Here is a 19,997-nt window from a genome sequence, read left to right as displayed (position 1 = left end):
TTTTTATTTCTTTAATTTTTCTGTAAAATCTGTATCTTAAGCCTACTTGTTAATTGCAAAGCTTGCCGCTGTCTATAAATTGGGCATTTGCAGCTGTTGGGTCTAAACTAAAAGTGATGTTTTGCTCAGTGGCTGTTTGGCAATGCATTTTATCAATAGCTCAATGCTTTGTTATTGATACCTAACACACATTTGGAGGCAGACTATGATCAAGCCTAATTTTAAATCACTATTGCTCGCTAGCACGTTAATCTTGTCACCTTTAGCAAATGCCAGTCTTGAAGATGCCCAATTAGCGGCAAATGAAGGTCGTTTTGAAGAAGCGCTTCATGAATTTAATTACCTTGCAGACAGAGGTTATGCCCCTGCAATGTATGAGCTTGCTAAAATGTACGAAGGTGGCTTTGGTGTGCAACGCGACTACCGTAAAGCAGCAGAGTTGTACGAGAAGGCAGTAAAAAAAGTACATGCTGATTCAATGTTTGCATTAGGTGTACTTTATCAAGAAGGTAAAGGTGTAAAACTTGATAAAGAAAAAGCCATTTCATTATATGAAATGGCATCACAAAAAAATCACCCAGCAGCTCAGTTTAATTTAGGGGTTATGTACGCTAATGGTGAAGGGGTAATTCAAGATTACCGAACAGCGCTTAGCTGGTACCAAAAAGCGGCAGCAAATAACTTTACTCTTGCTCAGTTCAATATGGCCTTGATGTATTACGAGGGTTTAGGTGTTCCTAAGAATCTCGAGAAATCATACATTTGGAATACCATTGCTGAATACAACGGCAACATGGATGCAAGCCATAGCCGTAAGCTTGATGAGCGCAATATGATGCCTGCAGAAATTGAAGCTGCAAAAGAAAAAGCAGACGCGATTTATGCAAAAATTCAGGCTGGTTTATACGCACCTGATGGGCGTCTATAACAAGCAGTGTACTTGCGCTTAACGGCGCAAGTACATCCATTTTAATAGTTTGATCAGCAACTTATTTTGCTTTAGCAACAAGCTGGTACGTGGATTAAACTTACCTGATACTAGGGTATTTCGTGCATGGCTAAAGGTTTTAAAGCCCTCAATACCATGATAGTGCCCCATCCCTGACTCACCAATACCACCAAATGGTAGTTGATCTGCTGTTACCTGCATCAGTACATCGTTAATTGCCAATGTACCACTTCTGATTGATGAACTTAATTTACTGATTTTGTCTTTGTCATGACCCAAAATATACAAGGCAAGCGGTGATGAATCGGCGTTGATAGTGTCAATCACCTGTTGCAGTGATTCATAACTCATAATTGGCAGTAAAGGGCCAAAGATCTCTTCTTGCATTACCCGCATATCGTCATTTAGTTGCGTTAAAATATGCAAACCCATGCGATGTTTAAGTTCATCGACTTGATGCCCTTCTATTGGCTCAAATACTTGAGCACCTTTGTCTTTTGCATCATTTAATGTCGCAATTAAACGTTGATATTGCCTATCAGAGACAATCGAGGTGAGGTTCTTACCTTCAACACCTTGTTTAAAGTGCTTTTTATACAGCTCGCATAGCTGTAAAACTAACTGATGCTCAAGCTTTTTGGGCACAAACACATAATCAGGCGCGACACATATTTGCCCTGCGTTGTTTAACTTGCCGAATAACAGGGTTTTTGCAGCCTCTTTAATATTCACATCATCAAGAATCACAACCGGTGATTTACCGCCTAACTCAAGGGTCACTGGAGTGAGGTTTTTACTGGCCGCTTGCATCACTTTACGCCCTACTGATGTTGAGCCCGTAAACAGTAAATGAGCAAAAGGTAAATCACAAAAAGAGGCGGCAGTGTCGGCTTCGCCTTCAACAATAATGCAGTGCTCAGCAACGTCACCGTCTATTATTTGCTTTATAACAGCATTGGTATGTGGAGTAAATTCGCTTAGTTTTAACATCACGCGGTTACCCGCCGCTAATGCGCTAATAGCCGGTACTAATGCTAATTGAATTGGGTAATTCCACGGCGCAATAACGCCCACGACTCCTTTAGGCTGATAATGAATATGTGCCGATGAAGGCCATAAACTGATACCCACACTGCGTGATTCGTTGCGCGACCATTTTGGTAAGCGCTTAATAATGTCAGTTAATGATTTTACCGTTGGCAGTAAATCCCCCAGTACTGTATCGAACTCAGTACGGTAACCAAAGTCTTTACTTGTTGCTGCAACTAGGGCTTGCTCATTTTCAATTAGGCGGGATTTAATCGTTTTTAACAGCTTAATACGCTTATCAATCGCTAAATAAGGCTCTGCCAAAAAGGCGTCATTGAGTTTTATAAACTCGCTCTGTAATTGTGCGTGTATATCAGTCAAAACATCATCTCTTGATAAACGATTTTAGCCACTATAACTAGCTATATTTATCTGAGCAACTTAATAAATGTAAAAACAGCGCTCATAGTGAGCGCTGTTATTGGTTGGAATAGGTTGAAAACTTAAAGGCTTAACTAAAAACCAAATACCACTGCGGCAATAGTCATAGTAACTACCGTGATCATCGCAATAGCAATTATGTTCAGTGCAAATCCAGAGCGGATCATATCGCGCATTTGAATTTGCCCAGAGCCGAACACTATTGCATTAGGCGGTGTCGCAACTGGCATCATGAACGCACAGCTACACGCAATAGCCGCAGGAATGACCCATACCAGCGGTGTACCAAATACTGACTCAGCAACTGGGCCTAATAGTGGTAAGAAACCTGCCGCTGTAGCTGTATTACTAGTGATCTCAGTTAAGAAAGTAATTAAGGTTGCCACTGCTAGAACACTTAACACCAATGGAATTGCACTCGCCCCTTCAATCATGTGAGCAATGTATTCAGCAAGACCAGATGATTTAATTTGCGCAGCCAGTGTTAAACCACCACCGAATAGTAGTAACACGCCCCACGGTACTTTAGCGGCACTTTCCCAATCAAGAATACGCTCACCATCACCTTTGTTTGCCGGTAACACGAACAATAATAATGCTGCAGCAATAGCAATACCCGTATCAGAGATTTTTAAGCCCGATAAGTCGGCAAGTACAGGTCTGAAGATCCAGCATACTGCCGCTAAAACAAACACGGCTGCTACGCCTTTTTCAGCGCGTTGCATTGCACCAAGCTCTTGTAACTGCGACAAGAATAACGATTTAGTGTCTTTACTTGCTGCTTTGGCACAATCGGTATCTACTTTATAAGCAAACTTAGTTAACCAAACCCAACATAAAGCCAGCATAACAATTGCAAGTGGTACACCTACTTTCATCCACTGTGCAAAGCCAATATCAATTTTGTAGCTGTCTGATAAATACGCAGCCATAAGTGCATTAGGTGGGGTACCAATTAAAGTAGCAATACCACCGATACTAGCACCATAAGCGATTGATAATAACAACGCTTTACCAAATTGATCATTTTCAGGGTTAGACTGTTTAACCAACATAGTAATCGACATAGCAATCGGTAACATCATCACAGCAGTTGCTGTATTTGACATCCACATTGATAAAAATGCCGTTACTAGCATCATGGCTAAAATTTGTAGGCTTGGCTTAGTACCAGCACGAAGCATGGTATTAAGCGCAATACGCTTATGTAAACCCCAACGCTCCATCGCGATTGAGATCAAAAAGCCGCCTAAGAATAAAAAGATCAAAGGGTGTGCATAAGGTGATGCGACCCCTTTGATTGCTGCAATGCCAGCAAGAGGTGATATAACCAGTGGCAATAATGAAGTAGCAGGAATTGGCACAACTTCACTGACCCACCAAGTAGCCATCCAAAATGCAAGGCCTGCGGTACGTAATGCTGATACACTCATACCCGCTGGTGGATCGATTAAGCAAGTTAATAACATCACTAATGGGCCTAGCAGTAACATTACTGTGCTCATTAATGGGCGTGGCTGTGAGCCATCTTTTGTTTGATTTACTAATGACATACCGACTCCTTAGAACTTGTATTTAAGGCCAATTGCAACGCTATTGTCTGATTCAAGTTCTAAATCTAAATCAGTATAGAATAAGTATGCTGTGGTTTGTTTATCAAAAACATAGTCAACACCTGCTGTCCATTGTTTACCTTCTTCAGCATGGCGAATTTTTGAGTCGTCTTTAACATATTGCAGCTTAGGTACCCATTTATCGATTGCATAGCTTGCGCTAAGTGCATAGCCATTGCCTTCTTTCGTACCGTCGGTTGATTCACTGCGCTGGAATAAACCCGCTAACTGTAGGTTATCAAGTTTCCATGCTGCAACAACGCGGCTTGCTGTTAACTTATTAAGTGCATCAACATGGCTAATAGCAACATAATAGTCTTTAGATTTTAATGCACGGTCACCATAAATAACCGTTGCCGCAAAACCATCTTCATCGTTGCTACTGTCATCTTTTGGTGCATAAGTTAGCGCTAGTGATGCGCCACCGTATGTTTTTGAGCTGTAGGTAATGGTATCGCCGATACGGTCTTGACCAGGGATCAACTGAGCAATATCTGCTTGGGTTTCGTTAAAACCGTCTACTTTACCTTCTGAGTATTTAAAACGGGTGTCGTTACGGCCGACAACCACTTCACCAAAATCGCCTGCAAGGCCTAAGTAGGTATTACGAGCTGAAAATGGCTCACTGGTATCGTCATGCTCAAAGCCTTTTACTTGAACTTCGTATTTGAATACTGCTTTTAGCGACTCAGTTAGTTTGTGGCTACCTTTAATACCAATACGAGAAAAAGGTGCTTCGATTTGCGTACCTTCATCTGCATAGCGCATAACGCCTGTATCTGTGTTTGCTATTTGAACTTCTGCTTTACCGTATACCGCGTAGTCTGCTGCCATTGCTGAGCCTGCTGTGCTAGCTAAAATCACAGCCGCTGCTACGCGTGTTTTTGTATGAGTGAATATTGTTGTCATTATGCGCCCCTTATTAGGTTCAAATTGTTGTTCCTAACTATTAAGGCAAGTTGGTTGCCAACTTAGTTAATTTTAAAAAAGCTGTTAAATAACAGTAAATTAACTTTATTGACGTAAAAGGAGCTGTTTTTTATGGGTGGATATCCACACATTTTTAAAAATATGCTGTCACCAGTTCCACCCATTGTGAAGAGTTTAATGTGAGAGGGTTGCTTAGTCTTTGAACATTTCGCGATTAATACCGTACTTGGTCATCTTGTCATAAAGGGTTTTACGAGCAATTTGTAATGTAGCCATAGTCTCTTTTATGCTGCCGTTATTACGCTCGAGCGCTTCTTCGATAAGTGATTGCTCATAAAAACTAATTTTCTCGGCAAGGCTTAAGTCTTGAGCAAGCTCGTTGTCACTATTTGCATCACTGTACGAGGCAAAGGCCAGATCAGAGCCTAGCAATACCGCACGTTCAGCCTGATTTCTAAGCTCTCGTACATTACCCGGCCAATCGTAGGCAAGAAGTCGTTGTTTTGCTTCACTACTTAGTGGTGCAGGTGGTTTATGAAAACGTGTTGCCGCTATCGAGCTAAAATGTTTAAACAACAGTGGAATATCGGCCTTTCTGTCTCGTAATGCCGGAATACTCACTTTAACTAAGTTTAATCGGTAATATAAATCGGCTCTAAACTCCCCAGCTTCGACTAGTGTCATTAAGTCTACTTTGGTGGCAGCAACTATACGCACGTCTAAATCAATGGCGTGGTTATCACCTACAGGCGTTACTTTACGCTCTTCAAGCACCCTTAATAACTTTACTTGTAAACTTGCAGGCGTTGACTCTATTTCATCTAAAAAGACAGTACCGCCTTTAGCAAATTCAAACTTACCTTGGCGAGATTGCGTAGCACCTGTATATGCGCCACTGGCTGCACCAAAAAGTTCGCTTTCGATAAGCTGTTCAGGGATTGCGCCGCAGTTTATGGCAACAAAATTAGCCGCTGATCTGTTACTTTGATCGTGCAAGTAACGGGCAACTAATTCTTTACCTGTGCCAGTTTCACCTTCTATTAAAACATCAGCGGGAGTGTCGATAACCGCATTGAGTAAATGCATCATTTGTTGCATTTGCTCAGTTTCACCTAAAATTCGCACACCGGGCGCAGAGGTTTTTTCTACTGCGATTTTTAAGGCGCGGTTTTCCATCACTAAAGCACGTTTTTCTGAAGCGCGCGCGATACAGTCTAACAATTGCTCTGTGAGTGGCTTTTCGAATAAATCATAAGCGCCAAGTTGCATGGCTTTAACGGCAACAGATACATCGGCAAAGCCGGTAAGAAAAATAACCGGTAGCTCACTATCAAAGGCCTTAACTTGTTCTAAAAATGCCAAACCGTCCATTTTTGGCATGTTTATGTCACTTAAAACAATCCCTTCAAAACGACGACTCAATTTTGAAAGTGCCGCAGTTGGTTCACTAAAACACTGAACTTGATAACCTTCAATCTCAAGGAGTTGCTTTAATGAATCGCGTATCACCGCTTCGTCATCAATAACGATTACCTGATTACAGGTCGCTGCAACTACACTCATGATGGTTCCTTATTTGTTTGTAAGGTTATTATAAATTGTGCGCCGCCTTCAGGGCGGTTATGCGCAGATAATCGACCGTTAAATGAGTCGATAATTTGCCGTGAAATAGATAAACCTAAACCTAAACCGTTGCTGGTTTTAGTACTGTAAAATGGCTCAAAGATGTTACCCAATGCATGTTGATCAATACCTGGTCCTGTATCAAGAATTGATAGCTTCACTCGGTCGTCGAATAGTTCGAGATCAAAACTTAATTCACGCTTTTCAGACTCACTCATTGCTTGGCTAGCATTGGTGATCACGTTAACCAAGACTTGTTCAAACTTAACGCTATCGACCCACACTGTTATATTTGCATCAATATCAGCAGCTTTAACCTCGATATCGTCTTGCTTTAACTGGGCGCTTGCGATCATTAACGCATTTTTTAACATGCTCGCTAAGCTTTGCTGCCTAAGTTGGGTTTGTGCGGGTTTACTAAAATGCTTAAGCTGAGCGACAATTTTGTGAACACGCTCTATTAGAGATTGCACCAGCACTAAATTTTCGCTGGCTTGCTCAATATTGCCTTTAATAAGCAGCCTCTTTGCACTTACTAAATAAGTGTTCATGGCACTTAAGGGCTGATTGATTTCATGGTTAATGCCCGCACTTAATTGACCTATCGTTGCAAGCTTGGCTGTTTGGATCAGTGCTTTTTGCGCTTTTTCGAGCGCTTGGGTTCGTTCAATTACTTCTTGCTCAAGGCTATGTCTTGAAAACAAGAGCTTTTTGTAACCCGCAAAGCGCACCATCGCCATATGAATAAGCACAACAGCAATAGCATAAAACACACTAAACCAAAGCAGTCGAGGTATTTGCGCAAGCTCCACATTAGTTACATCCACCAGCACACTGGCTTTGGCGTTTATAATGTCTATTGTTTCTGTGGCACTAATAAAGCGCGCTTGCTTGCCATTAAGCTGAATATTTTGCTGTGCGGTTTGTTCACTTAAAGGCTTATGATTGTGATTAAGTAAACTCGGTTTATGAGACAAGTAGCGGCGCGACTTAACCAAAGCAGTCATTTGTTCGTCGTTAAGCGATTCAAGTGACTTTAATCGCCAGTCCTCAACGTCTGACATCACAATAACGCTATCTTCTAGTGCAATATAAAAGTGGGTGCTGTCTGATGCATTAAGTAGCTGGCGGTCTTGTTCAAACTTTTTAGCATTCACTTTTAAAGAGACAACGGCAATAACGTTACCTTTATCAATAACCGGCTCTGAAAAGTAAATGCCCCGCTCACTTGAGCGCATACCTAAAGCAAAATAAGCTACTTTTTCACCCTGCTTGGCTAAATAAAAATAAGGTCGAAAAGCAAAGTTACTACCCAAAAAGGTGTAATCAACTTGCCAGTTACTACTTGCCACCACCGAGCCTGTTAAATCCATTAAATAGACGTCAGATGCACCACTAGCACGTTGGATATCTTCTAAATAATAATTAACAGCCTGCTCGCCTATACCTTGCTTAACCACAAAAGATTTAACTAAATCATTGGCACTGACTAAGGTCGGAATTGTTTTAAATCGGGCTAATTCGCTTGAAAAGTAATGACTTAACTGAGTAGCTTGAACACGGCTTTGTTGCTCTGCTTGTTGATAGTCGTGAGCGCGTCCAACGTAAAAAACTAACACAAGCAACAATAAAAGCATTGCACCTGCAATAACTAACTTTTTACTTAATGACGACATTCAAACCTTTGCGAGCAGCGCAACTAGAAATTGAACTGGTAGTGTAACGATAAATCTTCTGTTGTACCAGCGACAGCGCCATTGTCCATTCGTGGATCAAACACGTTATATTTTTTGCCCAACAGGTTTTCTGCTTTCAGCATAAGTTGGCTGTTAGCGTTTAACTGCCACTTTAAGCTGCCACCTAATAAGCTATAGGCAGACTGTTTGAAGTGAGCACCGGTAACCGAACTTACCTCAACTTTATCACGCCACAATAAGTTTAAACTCACTTGCCAGCTGTCAGATAAGTTATAACTACTCACTAAGCTTGCAAAACGCTTAAAGCTCGCATTAATTGGGTCTTCAAAGTATTGCGTGTAAGTGCCCGTTACAGAAAACTCTTTACTTGATTGCCAAGTACCATCAAGCTCGATACCACTGTTTTGAGTGTTAAATGAGTTTGCAAAAGTAAACAAGGCTTCATTAGATTGCGTTGGCTCAATGTTTATAAAATCATTGAGTTCATTATAAAAAAGCACCGCATTTGCTTGTAACTCTGAGGTTTGATAATGCCAAACAAGCTCAGTGGTTTTTACCGATTCAGAGCGAAGTGACGGGTTACCTACGGTGACATCATCATTTGAAAAAAGCTCATTAGTAACGGGTGTTCTGAACGATTCGCCATATTGCACTTTTACGGTATGCTCTGGGTTTATTACATAAACGCCCGCAAGGCGAGGCGAAAGTTTACTGTCGATGTCTTTCACATCGTCATAGCGTGCCCCTACAAATAAAGTAAGTGAATCTGAATAAGGTATTTTTAACTGCCCGTAGGCGCTATATGTTTCGAAGGTATATTTAAGTGATGCAAATTCAGGAAAGTCCATCACCGTCACAATACCTTGCTGATAATAAGCGGGGTCAATAATGACTAACATCGACTCAACATCATAGTAATTAGTACGTACTCCAGCTTCGACTTGTTTAGCCTCTGCGTATTCTATACCCGCCGCAAGCTGCCATTGATTTTCAAATTGATAACTCAGTTCAGTCTCAAATTTGCTATCAGTTGTTTGCCAAGCTGGGCCAAGTAAAAAGTCAGGTATATCGTCAAAAGCAGCGATTAAACCAGCACTAGAGATATTATGTTTAGTGTACGAGTAACTAGAATCCAGCTTTAACTTGTCGTTATTAATCCAGTTATATTTAATGCCAACAAAAGTGTTATCACTGGTGTGTTGATTTTGTGTTGAATAGCCAGCAAGGTTTAAAAATTCATCAAGGGATGTTTCGTTGTAACGAGCACGTAATTGCAGCTTTTTGTAATCAACACCTGCTTCTAGGTAAAGCGCCTCAAGAGGATCTTTTACTCCTTGCGGGTAGCTTTCGCCGTCTTTTTGATCATACGAAAAACTCGTAAAGAGTGATGTATCATCACTTAAAGAGGCATTGAACTGCCCTGTTGCCCCGTAGCGACCATTGTTGCCAACCACAAGTTGCAGAGTATTTCGCTCTTTAGAGGTAACAATATTCATCACCCCTAAAAACGCATTACTGCCATATAGCGCCGAGCCTGGACCGCGAATAAACTCTATTTTTTCAATAACTTCAATAGGTATATAAGGCATGTAAACAGAAGCTTTACCAAATGATGATTCATTGACACGCTCACCATTGATCATCACCAGTACATTGCCGCTATCAAGGTATACACCTCGAGCATGATCTTTAGGCACAGCACCAACCCAATCTCCACGGGTTGATTGCATACCTGGCACAAAGTTCATTACCTCATAGGCGTTATCAACACCAAGCGCTTGAATTTGTTTACGGCTAAATACACTCATGGTTGAAGGAACAGATGACAAGGTTTCGCTGGTTTTACTAGCAATATCGACTTGCACATTAAGCAAGTCTTCAAAACTTAAAGAGAATAAGTCTTGCTCGTCAGTCGCGTTTGCAACCAATGGAATGGTTGAGGCAACTGCAATTGAAAAAAGTGCTGAACATCTTAAAAGCTTCACGCTGCGAGATACCTGTACTAATAGCCTATGCTGCAAAAGCAACACCTTGTTTACACTATTAATACAAAAGATTGGCAAGCTTGCAATGTTTTTATAGTTTTAGTTGAAGAGTTCTCGAAAGTGGATACAAAAAAACCCACTTTTAGCTAAAAATGGGTTTTAATTTTATTGAGCTAAGCTTAATTAAGCTGTTTCAACATTAGCAGTACGCTTTGCCTTGATGTACTTATATAAACCAATAAGTGACGCCGCTATCCAGAAAATTTCGATAACAAAACTAGCAAGGTTAAAGTTATAACAAAGGCTAATTAGTAACAGAATCGCGCCTGTTAAGTTCATCATGTTATACACAAGGCCGGTTGGCGATGCTTTATTCAGTTGTAATAAAAAGAAAGCACCAACCACTAAGAATGTGCCTGTCATGCCAATAATATCAAATAAAAGTGCTATCACGTGCGTGAGTCCATTTTGTTCATGTGTTTATACCCATACAACTGGCCCAATCCATGGGGAGGGTTGTTTTCATTCATTGAAACAGCAAACCGGTCAATAGTATCAGAGCATGAGGGATAAACGAGGATAAATGTCCGTATTTTAATTACAGTTAATATTTACTCAAAGCAAATACTCAGATCTTCATGGTTAAGCTGCTCTAGCTTTGTCAAAGATGATTGACAAAATTCAGTGGTATACATGGTTTTAAACTCCGCAGGCACTTCATTTACCCACCAAGAGGCTTGATCAGCAATAGATAAAGAAAGGTAAAAAACATCAAACTTTAGACCATCAGCCACATAAAAGGATGATTTACCTAAATGAGTAGTGTCACTTTCTATTTTCAGTTTGCTGTTTGGGGACTCGACAGTAATCCAATCCAATTGGACGACATTAGCTTCATTTTCTATAGGCTTAAGTCTAAATGCGCCATATTTGTATAGGTTATCGCTTGGGTTTATAGCTCTTACGAACACATATTCATTTATGTTTATTTTTGAAGCTGTCTCTCCACATGAAGTCAAAATGGGCAAAACGCCAAAAACCATAAGCAAAGCAGCAAATCCATGTTTAACCAAGTTAATCTTTTCCTTCTTGATTATGTTTCCAGTAAGGCCCATCCACAGCAATAGTATTAATACTCGGCTTAAATTTTTGATTGCTGACAAGTAATTCCGGTAGGTTCGGATAGGTAGCAGCGATCTTATCTGTTAAGTGCTTTGTAATTCGGTACTTATCCTCACAGAAATCTGTATATTGTAAATAAATAAATTCTGAATTTTCTCCCTGCACTGCAGAACTAGGAGGAGGAGTAGAATGACCGTAAATTTCAGTATATTCTGTAACGAATGCATTCATGAAAATTACTATGACTCGGTTTTTATCTCTGTTACTTTCAGCTAGCCAAATAAACTCAATCCGCGATATGCAGTCTTCTTTATTTTCTATTTGATCACTACAGGCACTAATAAAAATAAGTGCAAAAAATAAAAATACCTTCTTCACCCGTGAATAATTTCCTTTAAATTAAACATCAAAAATGTGGCAAATACTAATCTACTTATGCGTTACCTTACCACCGATAATTTTTAGAGCAGGTGCGCCGCGGATCATGGTTTCACGGGCGAATTGACGTTGGCAGTCAGGGCAGATACCTGTTTCATTGGTAAAGTCTTGGCTAATACGTTCAACAAAACACTTAACCAACGCCCCTTTTCCGCCTTTGCGGTATTTAAATAACTGGGTTTTACATTGTGAGCAAAAAATATCGACTGTTTTGGTCGGGCCTTTTTTGTTTGGTTTTGCCATTACAACTACATTGCTAAAATAAAACCTTACCTTAACATGTTAAGGCCAGAGCCCCAAAACTAAGCCGATAACAGAAAACTGTAATATTGAATAACTTGCATTAACTAAGAACAATTTTAATGGGCGTTGTTCAAAAATATAGCCAATACCTAAGGCACAGCTAACCCAGCACAAGCCAATAATAAACCCTGTGCCAACAGCTACTCCCACATTGACATTTGCGCCAATAAATAACGATAAACTAAATGCAATTAAACAACATAAAACAAAGCTGCCGCCAAACACCATAACTGGGTTAATACTCTGTAGGTCAAGTTCAGTTAAACCACAGCTTTCCATCCAAATACGTTTAAAAAGCCAAGGTGAATACCACACAGCGCCCAATAAGAAAGATGCAAGGGCAGCAAAAAAGATCGCGAAGTAATTAAGTTCTGAAAAATGCATACGCCAGACTCATACAACTAACAGGTTTAATTTGACTTTAGTTAAGGATCAGCGATGCAGCAAATCAAAAAGGCTGAGTTTTGTACCTATTAATATCTAAACCATACTTTAGGATTAACCGCAGAATTATTTCAGTTTAATAAACAATCAATTTAGTGTTGTACGGGTTTTTTCTGCAATTTACGCTGTAGGGTTCTTCTGTGCATATTCAGTTGGCGCGCAGTTTCAGAGATATTACCATTGTTGCTATGCAATACATGTTGAATATGCTCCCACTCAAGACGCTCTGGCGACATTATTTGGCTTGGCTCTGTGCTCTCCAACGAAACGCCTGATTCAACATCACACAAGATTGTTTTTAATAATGAATTAAAATCGACAGGCTTTGGTAAGTAGTCATCAGCACCTAAACGTATCGCTTCTACTGCACTGGCAATACTGGCAAACCCCGTGAGCAATACGATACGAGCTGAAGGAAATTGTTCTCTTAAAGGTTTAATTAGCGCAAGGCCGTTATCATCCCCGAGTTTTAAATCCACCAGAAAGTGGCTTGCCTCAAAAGTGGTTGTTTTTTGTAAAGCTTGCTCAGCGTTATGAGCAAGTGAACATGTGAAGCCTTGTTTTGTAAAGCGCCTCGCAAGCGTGCTGGCTAGGTTTACATCGTCTTCAATAATTAAAAGTTTCATACAATTTTTAAACTAACCATCGCAATCGCGCCTTGCTGCGGGTGATTACTGAGTGTTAATGAGCCATTCAAACGCTCTAAGGTTACATTAGAAAGCATAACTGCCATTCCCATTCCATCGCTACTTGGCATGAGCTGACCGCCTAATGATGCCATTTGTTGCTCACTAAATCCTTGACCGAAATCACGTAACGACAATGAAAGTATTTGCTTATCGATTTGCCACTTAGCCTCAATGTTGTGTTGCTGATTATGGTTGTTTGCCGCTACGGCGTTTTGCAGTAAATTTAAAATAGCCGGTAACAGCATGGCGTCACTTAAAATCGAACATTCAGGGGCCTCATTTAGCCATTGTAGGTTTTGCTCTGGAAAATGCAGTGTCATCGCATCTTGAATGGTGTTTTGTAGTGTTTTAGCACTAATCACTTGTTGTGTTTCACCGGTTCTTAGTGCATTTGAAAGTGATCTAAAGTGCTCAAGTTGTTCTTTACACTGGGCTAATGGCTTAGCCATTTCTTGCACAATGGGGTCATTAGCTTGTTGCTCTTTAAGCTCTTCAAATAACAGCTGTAAGTTTGCTATCGGCGTTGCAAGTTGGTGCGTTACTTGTGCTGCTGCCCCATCAAGCGTTAATAACTGCTCATGCCTTAATTGTTGCTCGCGGGTACGGGAAATAGTAGCTTCTCTGGCTCTTAACGTGCTGTTTAATGTGCCAATTACAAAGGCAATAACGATGGCGCTGATAACAAAGTTAATCCACATACCAATAAAATGATGAGTCATCTGCATTTGGTGCATGGTGTGTTCTGGCATTTTTATCAGTAAAAAACTATAAGCGGCGATTGCCAGCACAGCTGTATAAGCAAGCCCTTTCGCATTAACAGTCACCGCCGCTATCATTATCGGTAACAGTAATAACGAAACAAATGCATTTGTTGCTCCACCACTTAAGGAGAGCAAAATAGTTAAAAACAATAAGTCAGCTGTCAACTGCATCAACACAGCTGCAGGCTTGGCTTTCGTGACATTTCGGTAAGCGAATATACTTAACAGCTGAAAGATTGCTTCAATACAAATTACAGCAAGTAAAGGCAGTAAGGGGATTTGGTATTCAAAAAGAAAATATACCGCAATAACAGCAACAAACTGCACGGCGATTGCGGCGCTTCTTAAAATTAGTAGGCGACTGATCGCCGGATCGGTTTGCATAACGGACTCTTTAAAGCTTAATCATCGTCCATTGAAATTGTAAAAACAGCACAAGGCGTTCCTTGATGAAACACCATTTGCCATTGTTTACCATTAAAACGCCACAGTGACATACGAACTGAGTAGTTAAACTCTGAGCGAGCTGAACGTCTAAAGGCCGCTTGATAGCTTAGCTGTGCAATATCATCACTGAGCATTCGGCCTTTAAAATGTTGATTATAAAACTGCGGTACCACCTCAGTTGGCAGGCGGGTTAAAACTTGGAACTTATTAAATGACGTGCCATCAGCGGCTATTTCAATAAAATCATCATCAAGTAATGCATCAAGCGCTTCAGCAGATTGCCGTACCTCTGGCTCAAGAAGCTGCCGCTCTGCATCAATTAAATGATTAAATAACGTCTCTTTAATTTTACCGCCCATAGTAACCCTTACTGTTTGAGCACTTTACCGCCCTTCATAACAAACTGAACCTGACTAAGTTCACTAATGTTATCAAGCACATTCATATTCACGCTGATAATATCTGCTTGTTTACCAACACTCAAGTCACCGAGGTTATCACTTTGACCTAATAGTTTAGCAGCTTCAACGGTGGCTGATTTAATTGCTTGCTTTGGTGTCATGCCGTATTTAACTAATAACTCAAACTCTTTAGCATTATCACCATGCTTAGATACGCCTGAATCTGTACCAAAGGCTATTTTAACCTTGTTTTTTAACGCTAATTTAAACGATGCTTCCATTTTTGGCGCTACTACTTCGACCTTATCAGCAATTGCTTTTGGCATATTAGGGTTATTTAGCACTTCTTCTTTTACTGTTGCGCCAGCGAGTAAGGTTGGAACTAAATAAGCGTCTTGCTTTTTGAAAAGCTTAACCGTGTCTTTATCTAAAAAAGAGCCATGTTCGATTGAATCAACACCTGCTCTAAGTGCTGCTTTTATACCTTCTGTTCCATGAGCATGAGCGGTCACTTTGCGGCCTAAATGATGGGCTGTGTTTACAATGGCACTGAGTTCTTCATCAGTAAATTGCTGATTAACCCCTGCCGCTGTATTACTTAAAACACCACCTGTCGCGGTTATTTTAATCACATCGGCACCGCTTTTAATTACATCGCGCACTGCACGAGTACAATCGGCTGCGCCATCACACACACCTAAGCCACCCCCTTCTGTCGCTTTGGTAATATCACGGCGATAGCCATGCATATCACCGTGACCTCCGGTCGGTGTGATCATATCTCCCGCAGCAAAAATGCGCGGGCCAACAATATCGCCACGTTCAACCGCACGCTTTAATGGAAAGATAACTTGATAGCTGCTACCTAGGTCACGCACAGAGGTAAAACCTGCATCAACCGTACGTTGTAAGTACTTTAATGAACGAAGAGCGTAATCGGCTTCGTATTCAGTTGCCCATTGGTGTGGGTTACGTTTTGCATCTCGTTCAAAGGTAACATGAACGTGCATATCAATCAGACCCGGCAATACCATCTGATTTTTTAAATCAATAACATCTGCATCACTGAGGTTTAATTGCTGCTTTGTTAGAAAACCAGCTTTTATTGCGGCAATTTTATTGTCTTCAATAACCAGCGTTTGCTGCTCTTTGACATCTTGATCAGTGCCCACCAGCATCTTTCCAGCATAAATAATGGTTGTTTGTGCATTAACCGCAAACGAAGATAATAAAGACAGTACCGATAATGTGCTTATTTTTAGGTTTATTTTTTTCATAATCGCCTCTTTTTTATACTAGGTTTAACTTAAATACTGAGTAAATGCCATTATTTACGACATAGCGCAGCAATGAACTAGTGTTAACAAGTGAATTTTGATATAACTTCGGAAAAATTTAACAAGTCTGACCACATAAAGAGAACACATTATGTCTTATGCCCAAATTACTGGCTGGGGTAAATGTATACCACCAGCAAGCATCAGCAATGATGAAATTAGCAATATTGTTGATACCAATGATGAATGGATCACAACACGTACAGGCATCAAATCTCGCCGTGTCAGCCATGTTTCTACTGCCGATTTAGCTACCGTTGCCGCAAAGCAAGCGCTTGCTTGTGCTGGTGTTGATGGTAAAGACATTGATCTTGTGCTTCTTGCGACTTGTACACCATCAACTATGGTGGCAAATACGGCCTCTTTAGTGCAGAAAAATATTGGTGCGGTTGGCGCAGCAGCAATGGATACTAACGCTGCATGTTCAGGCTTTTTATATGCATTACAAGCAGCAACGGCACAAATTCGCGCAGGTATGATCAAAAAAGCGGTCGTTATTGCTGCTGAGCGCATGACTTGGTACATCAACTGGGCGCGTCGCGACAGTGCTGTATTATTTGGTGATGGTGCAGGTGCGGTTGTATTAGAAGCTTCAGATACACCATCTGGTTTACTTGCAACTAAAACCGGGTGTGATAGTGAAGATCGCGATATCTTACACATCGAAAACTTTGGTAGCGATTTAAATAAGTACGAGCCAATTGGCCCGTCTAACTTATTATTCGAAGGTCGCGAGATCTTTAAACGTGCAGTTAAGGGAATGAGTGAAGCTTGTGACGACGTGCTAAACCAAGCACAGTTAGAGCTTGATGACATTGACGTATTAGTTCCTCACCAAGCAAATTTACGTATTATCCAAGCTATTCAGCAACGTTTGAAAGTAGCTGACGAAAAAGTAATGGTAAACATTGCCGACTACGGTAATACGTCTGCTGCAACAATTGCGATTGCAATTTGTGAAGCTGTTGAGCAAGGCCTTATCAAGCCAAACTCAAACATTATGTCAGCAGCCTTTGGTGCGGGTTTAACATGGGCGGCGAGTTACATTAAATGGGGCGAGCGTGTAACACCTATTGCAGTGTCTGATGCAGCTTTACCTGAATGTGATAAAACAGGCCTTGAACTTGTTGCACCAGCTGTTGCAGCATGTAAAGCGGCAGAGTAATCCTCGACACTCTTTAGTAGAAAAGCGCGGCTTAGTCCGCGTTTTTTTATGAGCAAAAAATGGACTAAATAATGGAATTATTAGGCATACATCACGCTGCAATCATTTGTAGCAACTATGAAAAATCAAAGCATTTTTATAATGAAGTATTAAAACTGCCGATTATCCACGAACTATACCGTGCTGAACGTGACTCGTATAAATTAGATTTAGCACTTCCTGATGGTAGCCAATTAGAATTATTTTCGTTTCCTGGATCACCACAAAGACCAAGCTATCCCGAGGCACAAGGGCTACGCCATTTGGCGTTTAAAGTTGCCGATATTGCAAAATCTAAGCAGTACTTAGAACAACAAGGCATTTCGGTTGAAGAAATAAGAGTGGATGAAATCACCGGGAAGCAATTTACATTTTTTGCCGATCCCGATGATTTACCTTTAGAGCTTTACCAACTCTAGATTATTGGAAGCGATCTTGTAGGTAATTAAACACAGCGCGAATACCCAATGCTTCACCACCTGTAGGGCGACCCGGTAATGCACGTAGATTCCAAGCCATGACATCAAAGTGAACCCAAGGAGTGCTTGGCTCAATAAACTCTTTTAAGTAAAGAGCTGCAGTGATCGCACCACCAAAAGGAGTGGAAGCACAGTTAGCAATATCAGCTACGTCACTTTTTAATAATGCTTTATATTGATCAAATAACGGAAGTTGCCATACAGGATCATGGCAGCTTTCGCCTGCATCCATCAATTTGTTAGCCACTTCACGGTTATTTGCGAAAAAGCCTGGTAATTCAGTACCTAGGGCTACACGGCAAGCACCAGTAAGGGTAGCAAAGTCAACGATAAGATCAGGGTTATCGTTTTGTGCTTCAGCAAGTGCATCACACAGCACTAAACGACCTTCAGCGTCCGTGTTATCAATTTCTACTGTGATCCCTTTGCGAGTTTTGATCACATCACCCGGTCTAAATGCATTTCGAGAAACCGCATTTTCAACTGCAGGTACCAATACACGTAAGCGAATTGGTAGGTTGGCAGCCATAATTAACTGCGCAAGGCCAATAACATGTGCGGCACCGCCCATGTCTTTTTTCATATTTCGCATGCCTGAGCTTGGTTTTAAATCTAAACCACCAGAATCAAAACAAACACCCTTACCAACTAATGTAATTTGTGGAGCATCTTTTGCGCCCCAACGTAAATCAAGTAAGCGAGGCTTATTCTCAGACGCACGACCAACCATATGAATTGTTGGGTAGTTTTGCTCTAATAATTCATCACCAACCCATTCGCTAAACTCACCATCAAAAGTGTCGGCTAAATCAGCCATTACTTGTGATAGGTGTTGCGGCATCATATCTGCAGCAGGCGTATTAACTAAATCACGCACTAAATTAATGGCACTTGCATGCTGCGATAAACGCTTAACTAAGCTTTCATCTTTAATGGCTAGTGTGGCACGTGGCGATGGTTTTTCTTTATATTCACTAAACTCGTAACCACCTAACACAAAACCCAGCGCTACTTGTTCTACAAACTTGTCATCACCTTGAATTTGATAACAACCTGCTGGCAGTTTTGTTGATAAGTCACCCGCTAACCAAAAGTCTTGTAAATCATTAACTAAACAATACACATGCTCAAGAGAACCGGTTTCACTATCAGCAATTAAGGCCATGCCTTTGTTTTTAAAATCACAATTTGTTAGCCAATTTTGTAAGGCTTGCGGCTGCTCGGTTAACCACGTTGATAGGTCAGCTTTAGCAATAAATGACAGGGGAATTCCCGTAGAAGAATGGCGAATTAATGAACTCATTAAACGACTCGATATAAAGAAAAGGTATTTAAGCATACCAATATCTTGATACAAAAGGTATAGGCAAAATCAGATAAGCAAAACCTAATCAGTCTTTGTTTTGCTTCTCTTTTTCTTCTTTTTCTACTTGTTGATCAATCTCTTTAATCGACTTATTGATATTGAATGAGCTAGGTAGCACATCAACACCAACCCATTGACCCAGTTTTACAACCAAAGGAATTGTCACGGGTGCAAAGGGTAATACAGCAAATACGCCCAAACCGAGCCCTTTTAATATATCTAAAAATTGCTCATTGGCAGTATGCAATTCTTCTTTAGTAGCTTGGCCTTGGGTGTATCGCCTATAGATATAAAGCATCTCTTTTGTTTCTTGCTTTTCTTGGGCTAGTGCGATTTTAAGTGCTACCATAGCGCGCTTGAAGCGTAGTGTCTGACGCTTTTTGGTAATTTTGGCCACTCTGAATGGGGCTCGATGAATAACTTTGTATAATCGCATTTGGCTATTTTCACACAGCATGTTAAGTTCACAAAGCATAATTTACTTATATTAGTTTTTGTTTTATTCTTAATACTCTATTCGTAATTATTTTTCAGTATTAAACATGAACACACCTATACAACAGGGTGAGCCAAAACCCCAAAAGCCGGCCCCAGATGAATGTTGTGGTGGTGGTAGTTGTTGCCCATGTGTATGGGATGAATACCGAGAAAAATTAAAGCAATGGCAATTAAACAACATTCCGCAACAAGCCTAATAGACCGTTCCAAATCCAATTTCGCTTAAAAACCAATCAAAAAA

Annotated in this window: 21 protein-coding genes; 4 read left to right on the top strand and 17 right to left on the bottom strand. The window is 40.7% G+C overall.

Annotated elements, in window-relative coordinates; translation table 11 throughout:
- The first annotated feature begins 205 nt into the window (after positions 1–205).
- Positions 206–928 (top strand): tetratricopeptide repeat protein, encoded by a 723-nt coding sequence (locus L1D51_RS14180; protein ID WP_054563984.1) that lies wholly within the window; start codon positions 206–208, stop codon positions 926–928.
- An 18-nt stretch (positions 929–946) separates the two neighbouring features.
- On the opposite strand, the gene L1D51_RS14175 is transcribed toward L1D51_RS14180, so the two are convergent.
- From L1D51_RS14175 to L1D51_RS14105, 15 genes are all read right to left on the bottom strand, one after another.
- Positions 947–2,359 (bottom strand): coniferyl aldehyde dehydrogenase, encoded by a 1,413-nt coding sequence (locus tag L1D51_RS14175; protein ID WP_239963948.1) that lies wholly within the window; start codon positions 2,357–2,359, stop codon positions 947–949.
- Positions 2,360–2,493: 134 nt separating this feature from the next.
- Positions 2,494–3,924, bottom strand: coding sequence for a DASS family sodium-coupled anion symporter (locus L1D51_RS14170; protein WP_239963949.1), 1,431 nt, complete (start codon positions 3,922–3,924; stop codon positions 2,494–2,496).
- Between the two features lie 57 nt (positions 3,925–3,981).
- Positions 3,982–4,941, bottom strand: a complete 960-nt coding sequence (locus L1D51_RS14165; protein ID WP_054563982.1) for a porin — start codon at positions 4,939–4,941, stop codon at positions 3,982–3,984.
- Between the two features lie 213 nt (positions 4,942–5,154).
- The gene (locus L1D51_RS14160; protein ID WP_058584268.1) at positions 5,155–6,525 is read right to left on the bottom strand and encodes a sigma-54-dependent transcriptional regulator; all 1,371 of its coding nucleotides are present in this window, start codon (positions 6,523–6,525) and stop codon (positions 5,155–5,157) included.
- Positions 6,522–8,261: a sensor histidine kinase gene (locus L1D51_RS14155; protein ID WP_239963947.1), complete on the bottom strand. Its 1,740-nt coding sequence runs from the start codon at positions 8,259–8,261 to the stop codon at positions 6,522–6,524. Before L1D51_RS14155 ends, L1D51_RS14160 begins: the two co-directional genes overlap by 4 nt.
- Positions 8,262–8,284: 23 nt before the next feature.
- A complete protein-coding gene (locus tag L1D51_RS14150; RefSeq protein ID WP_239963946.1) occupies positions 8,285–10,267 on the bottom strand; it encodes a TonB-dependent receptor plug domain-containing protein in 1,983 nt (660 codons plus the stop codon).
- 183 nt (positions 10,268–10,450) lie between these two features.
- Positions 10,451–10,720, bottom strand: a complete 270-nt coding sequence (locus tag L1D51_RS14145) for a CBU_0592 family membrane protein (protein WP_054563978.1) — start codon at positions 10,718–10,720, stop codon at positions 10,451–10,453.
- 158 nt (positions 10,721–10,878) lie between these two features.
- Positions 10,879–11,340: a hypothetical protein gene (locus L1D51_RS14140; protein WP_239963945.1), complete on the bottom strand. Its 462-nt coding sequence runs from the start codon at positions 11,338–11,340 to the stop codon at positions 10,879–10,881.
- Between the two features lies 1 nt (position 11,341).
- Entirely contained in the window at positions 11,342–11,767 is a 426-nt protein-coding gene (locus L1D51_RS14135; protein ID WP_239963944.1) for a hypothetical protein, read from the bottom strand.
- Between the two features lie 51 nt (positions 11,768–11,818).
- A complete protein-coding gene (locus L1D51_RS14130; RefSeq protein ID WP_054563976.1) occupies positions 11,819–12,070 on the bottom strand; it encodes a hypothetical protein in 252 nt (83 codons plus the stop codon).
- 39 nt (positions 12,071–12,109) lie between these two features.
- Complete coding sequence (locus L1D51_RS14125) at positions 12,110–12,514, bottom strand: DUF1761 domain-containing protein (protein WP_054563975.1); 405 nt, start codon at positions 12,512–12,514, stop codon at positions 12,110–12,112.
- 152 nt (positions 12,515–12,666) lie between these two features.
- The gene (locus tag L1D51_RS14120; protein WP_239963943.1) at positions 12,667–13,200 is read right to left on the bottom strand and encodes a response regulator transcription factor; all 534 of its coding nucleotides are present in this window, start codon (positions 13,198–13,200) and stop codon (positions 12,667–12,669) included.
- Entirely contained in the window at positions 13,197–14,408 is a 1,212-nt protein-coding gene (locus tag L1D51_RS14115; protein ID WP_239963942.1) for a sensor histidine kinase, read from the bottom strand. Before L1D51_RS14115 ends, L1D51_RS14120 begins: the two co-directional genes overlap by 4 nt.
- Positions 14,409–14,425: 17 nt before the next feature.
- Positions 14,426–14,830: a nuclear transport factor 2 family protein gene (locus tag L1D51_RS14110; protein ID WP_054563972.1), complete on the bottom strand. Its 405-nt coding sequence runs from the start codon at positions 14,828–14,830 to the stop codon at positions 14,426–14,428.
- Between the two features lie 8 nt (positions 14,831–14,838).
- Positions 14,839–16,149, bottom strand: a complete 1,311-nt coding sequence (locus L1D51_RS14105) for a metal-dependent hydrolase family protein (RefSeq protein ID WP_239963941.1) — start codon at positions 16,147–16,149, stop codon at positions 14,839–14,841.
- Between the two features lie 151 nt (positions 16,150–16,300).
- On the opposite strand from L1D51_RS14105, the gene L1D51_RS14100 reads away from it, so the two are divergent.
- Positions 16,301–17,374: a ketoacyl-ACP synthase III gene (locus tag L1D51_RS14100; protein WP_054563970.1), complete on the top strand. Its 1,074-nt coding sequence runs from the start codon at positions 16,301–16,303 to the stop codon at positions 17,372–17,374.
- A 71-nt stretch (positions 17,375–17,445) separates the two neighbouring features.
- Complete coding sequence (gene gloA2 / locus L1D51_RS14095) at positions 17,446–17,832, top strand: SMU1112c/YaeR family gloxylase I-like metalloprotein (protein ID WP_239963940.1); 387 nt, start codon at positions 17,446–17,448, stop codon at positions 17,830–17,832.
- Position 17,833: 1 nt separating this feature from the next.
- Here gloA2 and L1D51_RS14090 read toward each other — a convergent pair whose 3' ends face one another.
- Entirely contained in the window at positions 17,834–19,195 is a 1,362-nt protein-coding gene (locus tag L1D51_RS14090) for a leucyl aminopeptidase family protein (RefSeq protein ID WP_239963939.1), read from the bottom strand.
- Positions 19,196–19,283: 88 nt separating this feature from the next.
- Positions 19,284–19,694 carry a hypothetical protein gene (locus L1D51_RS14085; protein WP_239963938.1) on the bottom strand — a complete coding sequence of 137 codons (411 nt, stop codon included), beginning with the start codon at positions 19,692–19,694 and terminating at the stop codon, positions 19,284–19,286.
- Between the two features lie 106 nt (positions 19,695–19,800).
- Here L1D51_RS14085 and L1D51_RS14080 point away from each other — a divergent pair, with 106 nt between their 5' ends.
- Positions 19,801–19,953, top strand: a complete 153-nt coding sequence (locus L1D51_RS14080) for an oxidoreductase-like domain-containing protein (protein ID WP_239963937.1) — start codon at positions 19,801–19,803, stop codon at positions 19,951–19,953.
- Positions 19,954–19,997 lie beyond the last annotated feature (44 nt).

The sequence above is a fragment of the Pseudoalteromonas shioyasakiensis genome, from assembly GCF_022398475.1.
Taxonomy (GTDB): Bacteria; Pseudomonadota; Gammaproteobacteria; order Enterobacterales; family Alteromonadaceae; genus Pseudoalteromonas.
Note: the sequence above shows the minus strand (reverse complement) of the source record. Positions and strands in the feature narration are given on the sequence as shown.

Excerpts from the sequence above, each read along its gene's own strand:
- L1D51_RS14085 (WP_239963938.1), bottom strand. The coding sequence starts at position 19,694 with ATGCGATTATACAAAGTTATTCATCGAGCCCCATTCAGAGTGGCCAAA.
- L1D51_RS14105 (WP_239963941.1), bottom strand. The coding sequence starts at position 16,149 with ATGAAAAAAATAAACCTAAAAATAAGCACATTATCGGTACTGTCTTTA.
- L1D51_RS14155 (WP_239963947.1), bottom strand. The coding sequence starts at position 8,261 with ATGTCGTCATTAAGTAAAAAGTTAGTTATTGCAGGTGCAATGCTTTTA.
- L1D51_RS14115 (WP_239963942.1), bottom strand. The coding sequence starts at position 14,408 with ATGCAAACCGATCCGGCGATCAGTCGCCTACTAATTTTAAGAAGCGCC.
- L1D51_RS14100 (WP_054563970.1), top strand. The coding sequence starts at position 16,301 with ATGTCTTATGCCCAAATTACTGGCTGGGGTAAATGTATACCACCAGCA.
- L1D51_RS14180 (WP_054563984.1), top strand. The coding sequence starts at position 206 with ATGATCAAGCCTAATTTTAAATCACTATTGCTCGCTAGCACGTTAATC.
- L1D51_RS14130 (WP_054563976.1), bottom strand. The coding sequence starts at position 12,070 with ATGGCAAAACCAAACAAAAAAGGCCCGACCAAAACAGTCGATATTTTT.
- L1D51_RS14165 (WP_054563982.1), bottom strand. The coding sequence starts at position 4,941 with ATGACAACAATATTCACTCATACAAAAACACGCGTAGCAGCGGCTGTG.
- L1D51_RS14170 (WP_239963949.1), bottom strand. The coding sequence starts at position 3,924 with ATGAGCACAGTAATGTTACTGCTAGGCCCATTAGTGATGTTATTAACT.
- L1D51_RS14090 (WP_239963939.1), bottom strand. The coding sequence starts at position 19,195 with ATGAGTTCATTAATTCGCCATTCTTCTACGGGAATTCCCCTGTCATTT.
- L1D51_RS14110 (WP_054563972.1), bottom strand. The coding sequence starts at position 14,830 with ATGGGCGGTAAAATTAAAGAGACGTTATTTAATCATTTAATTGATGCA.
- L1D51_RS14125 (WP_054563975.1), bottom strand. The coding sequence starts at position 12,514 with ATGCATTTTTCAGAACTTAATTACTTCGCGATCTTTTTTGCTGCCCTT.
- L1D51_RS14160 (WP_058584268.1), bottom strand. The coding sequence starts at position 6,525 with ATGAGTGTAGTTGCAGCGACCTGTAATCAGGTAATCGTTATTGATGAC.
- L1D51_RS14120 (WP_239963943.1), bottom strand. The coding sequence starts at position 13,200 with ATGAAACTTTTAATTATTGAAGACGATGTAAACCTAGCCAGCACGCTT.
- L1D51_RS14080 (WP_239963937.1), top strand. The coding sequence starts at position 19,801 with ATGAACACACCTATACAACAGGGTGAGCCAAAACCCCAAAAGCCGGCC.
- gloA2 (WP_239963940.1), top strand. The coding sequence starts at position 17,446 with ATGGAATTATTAGGCATACATCACGCTGCAATCATTTGTAGCAACTAT.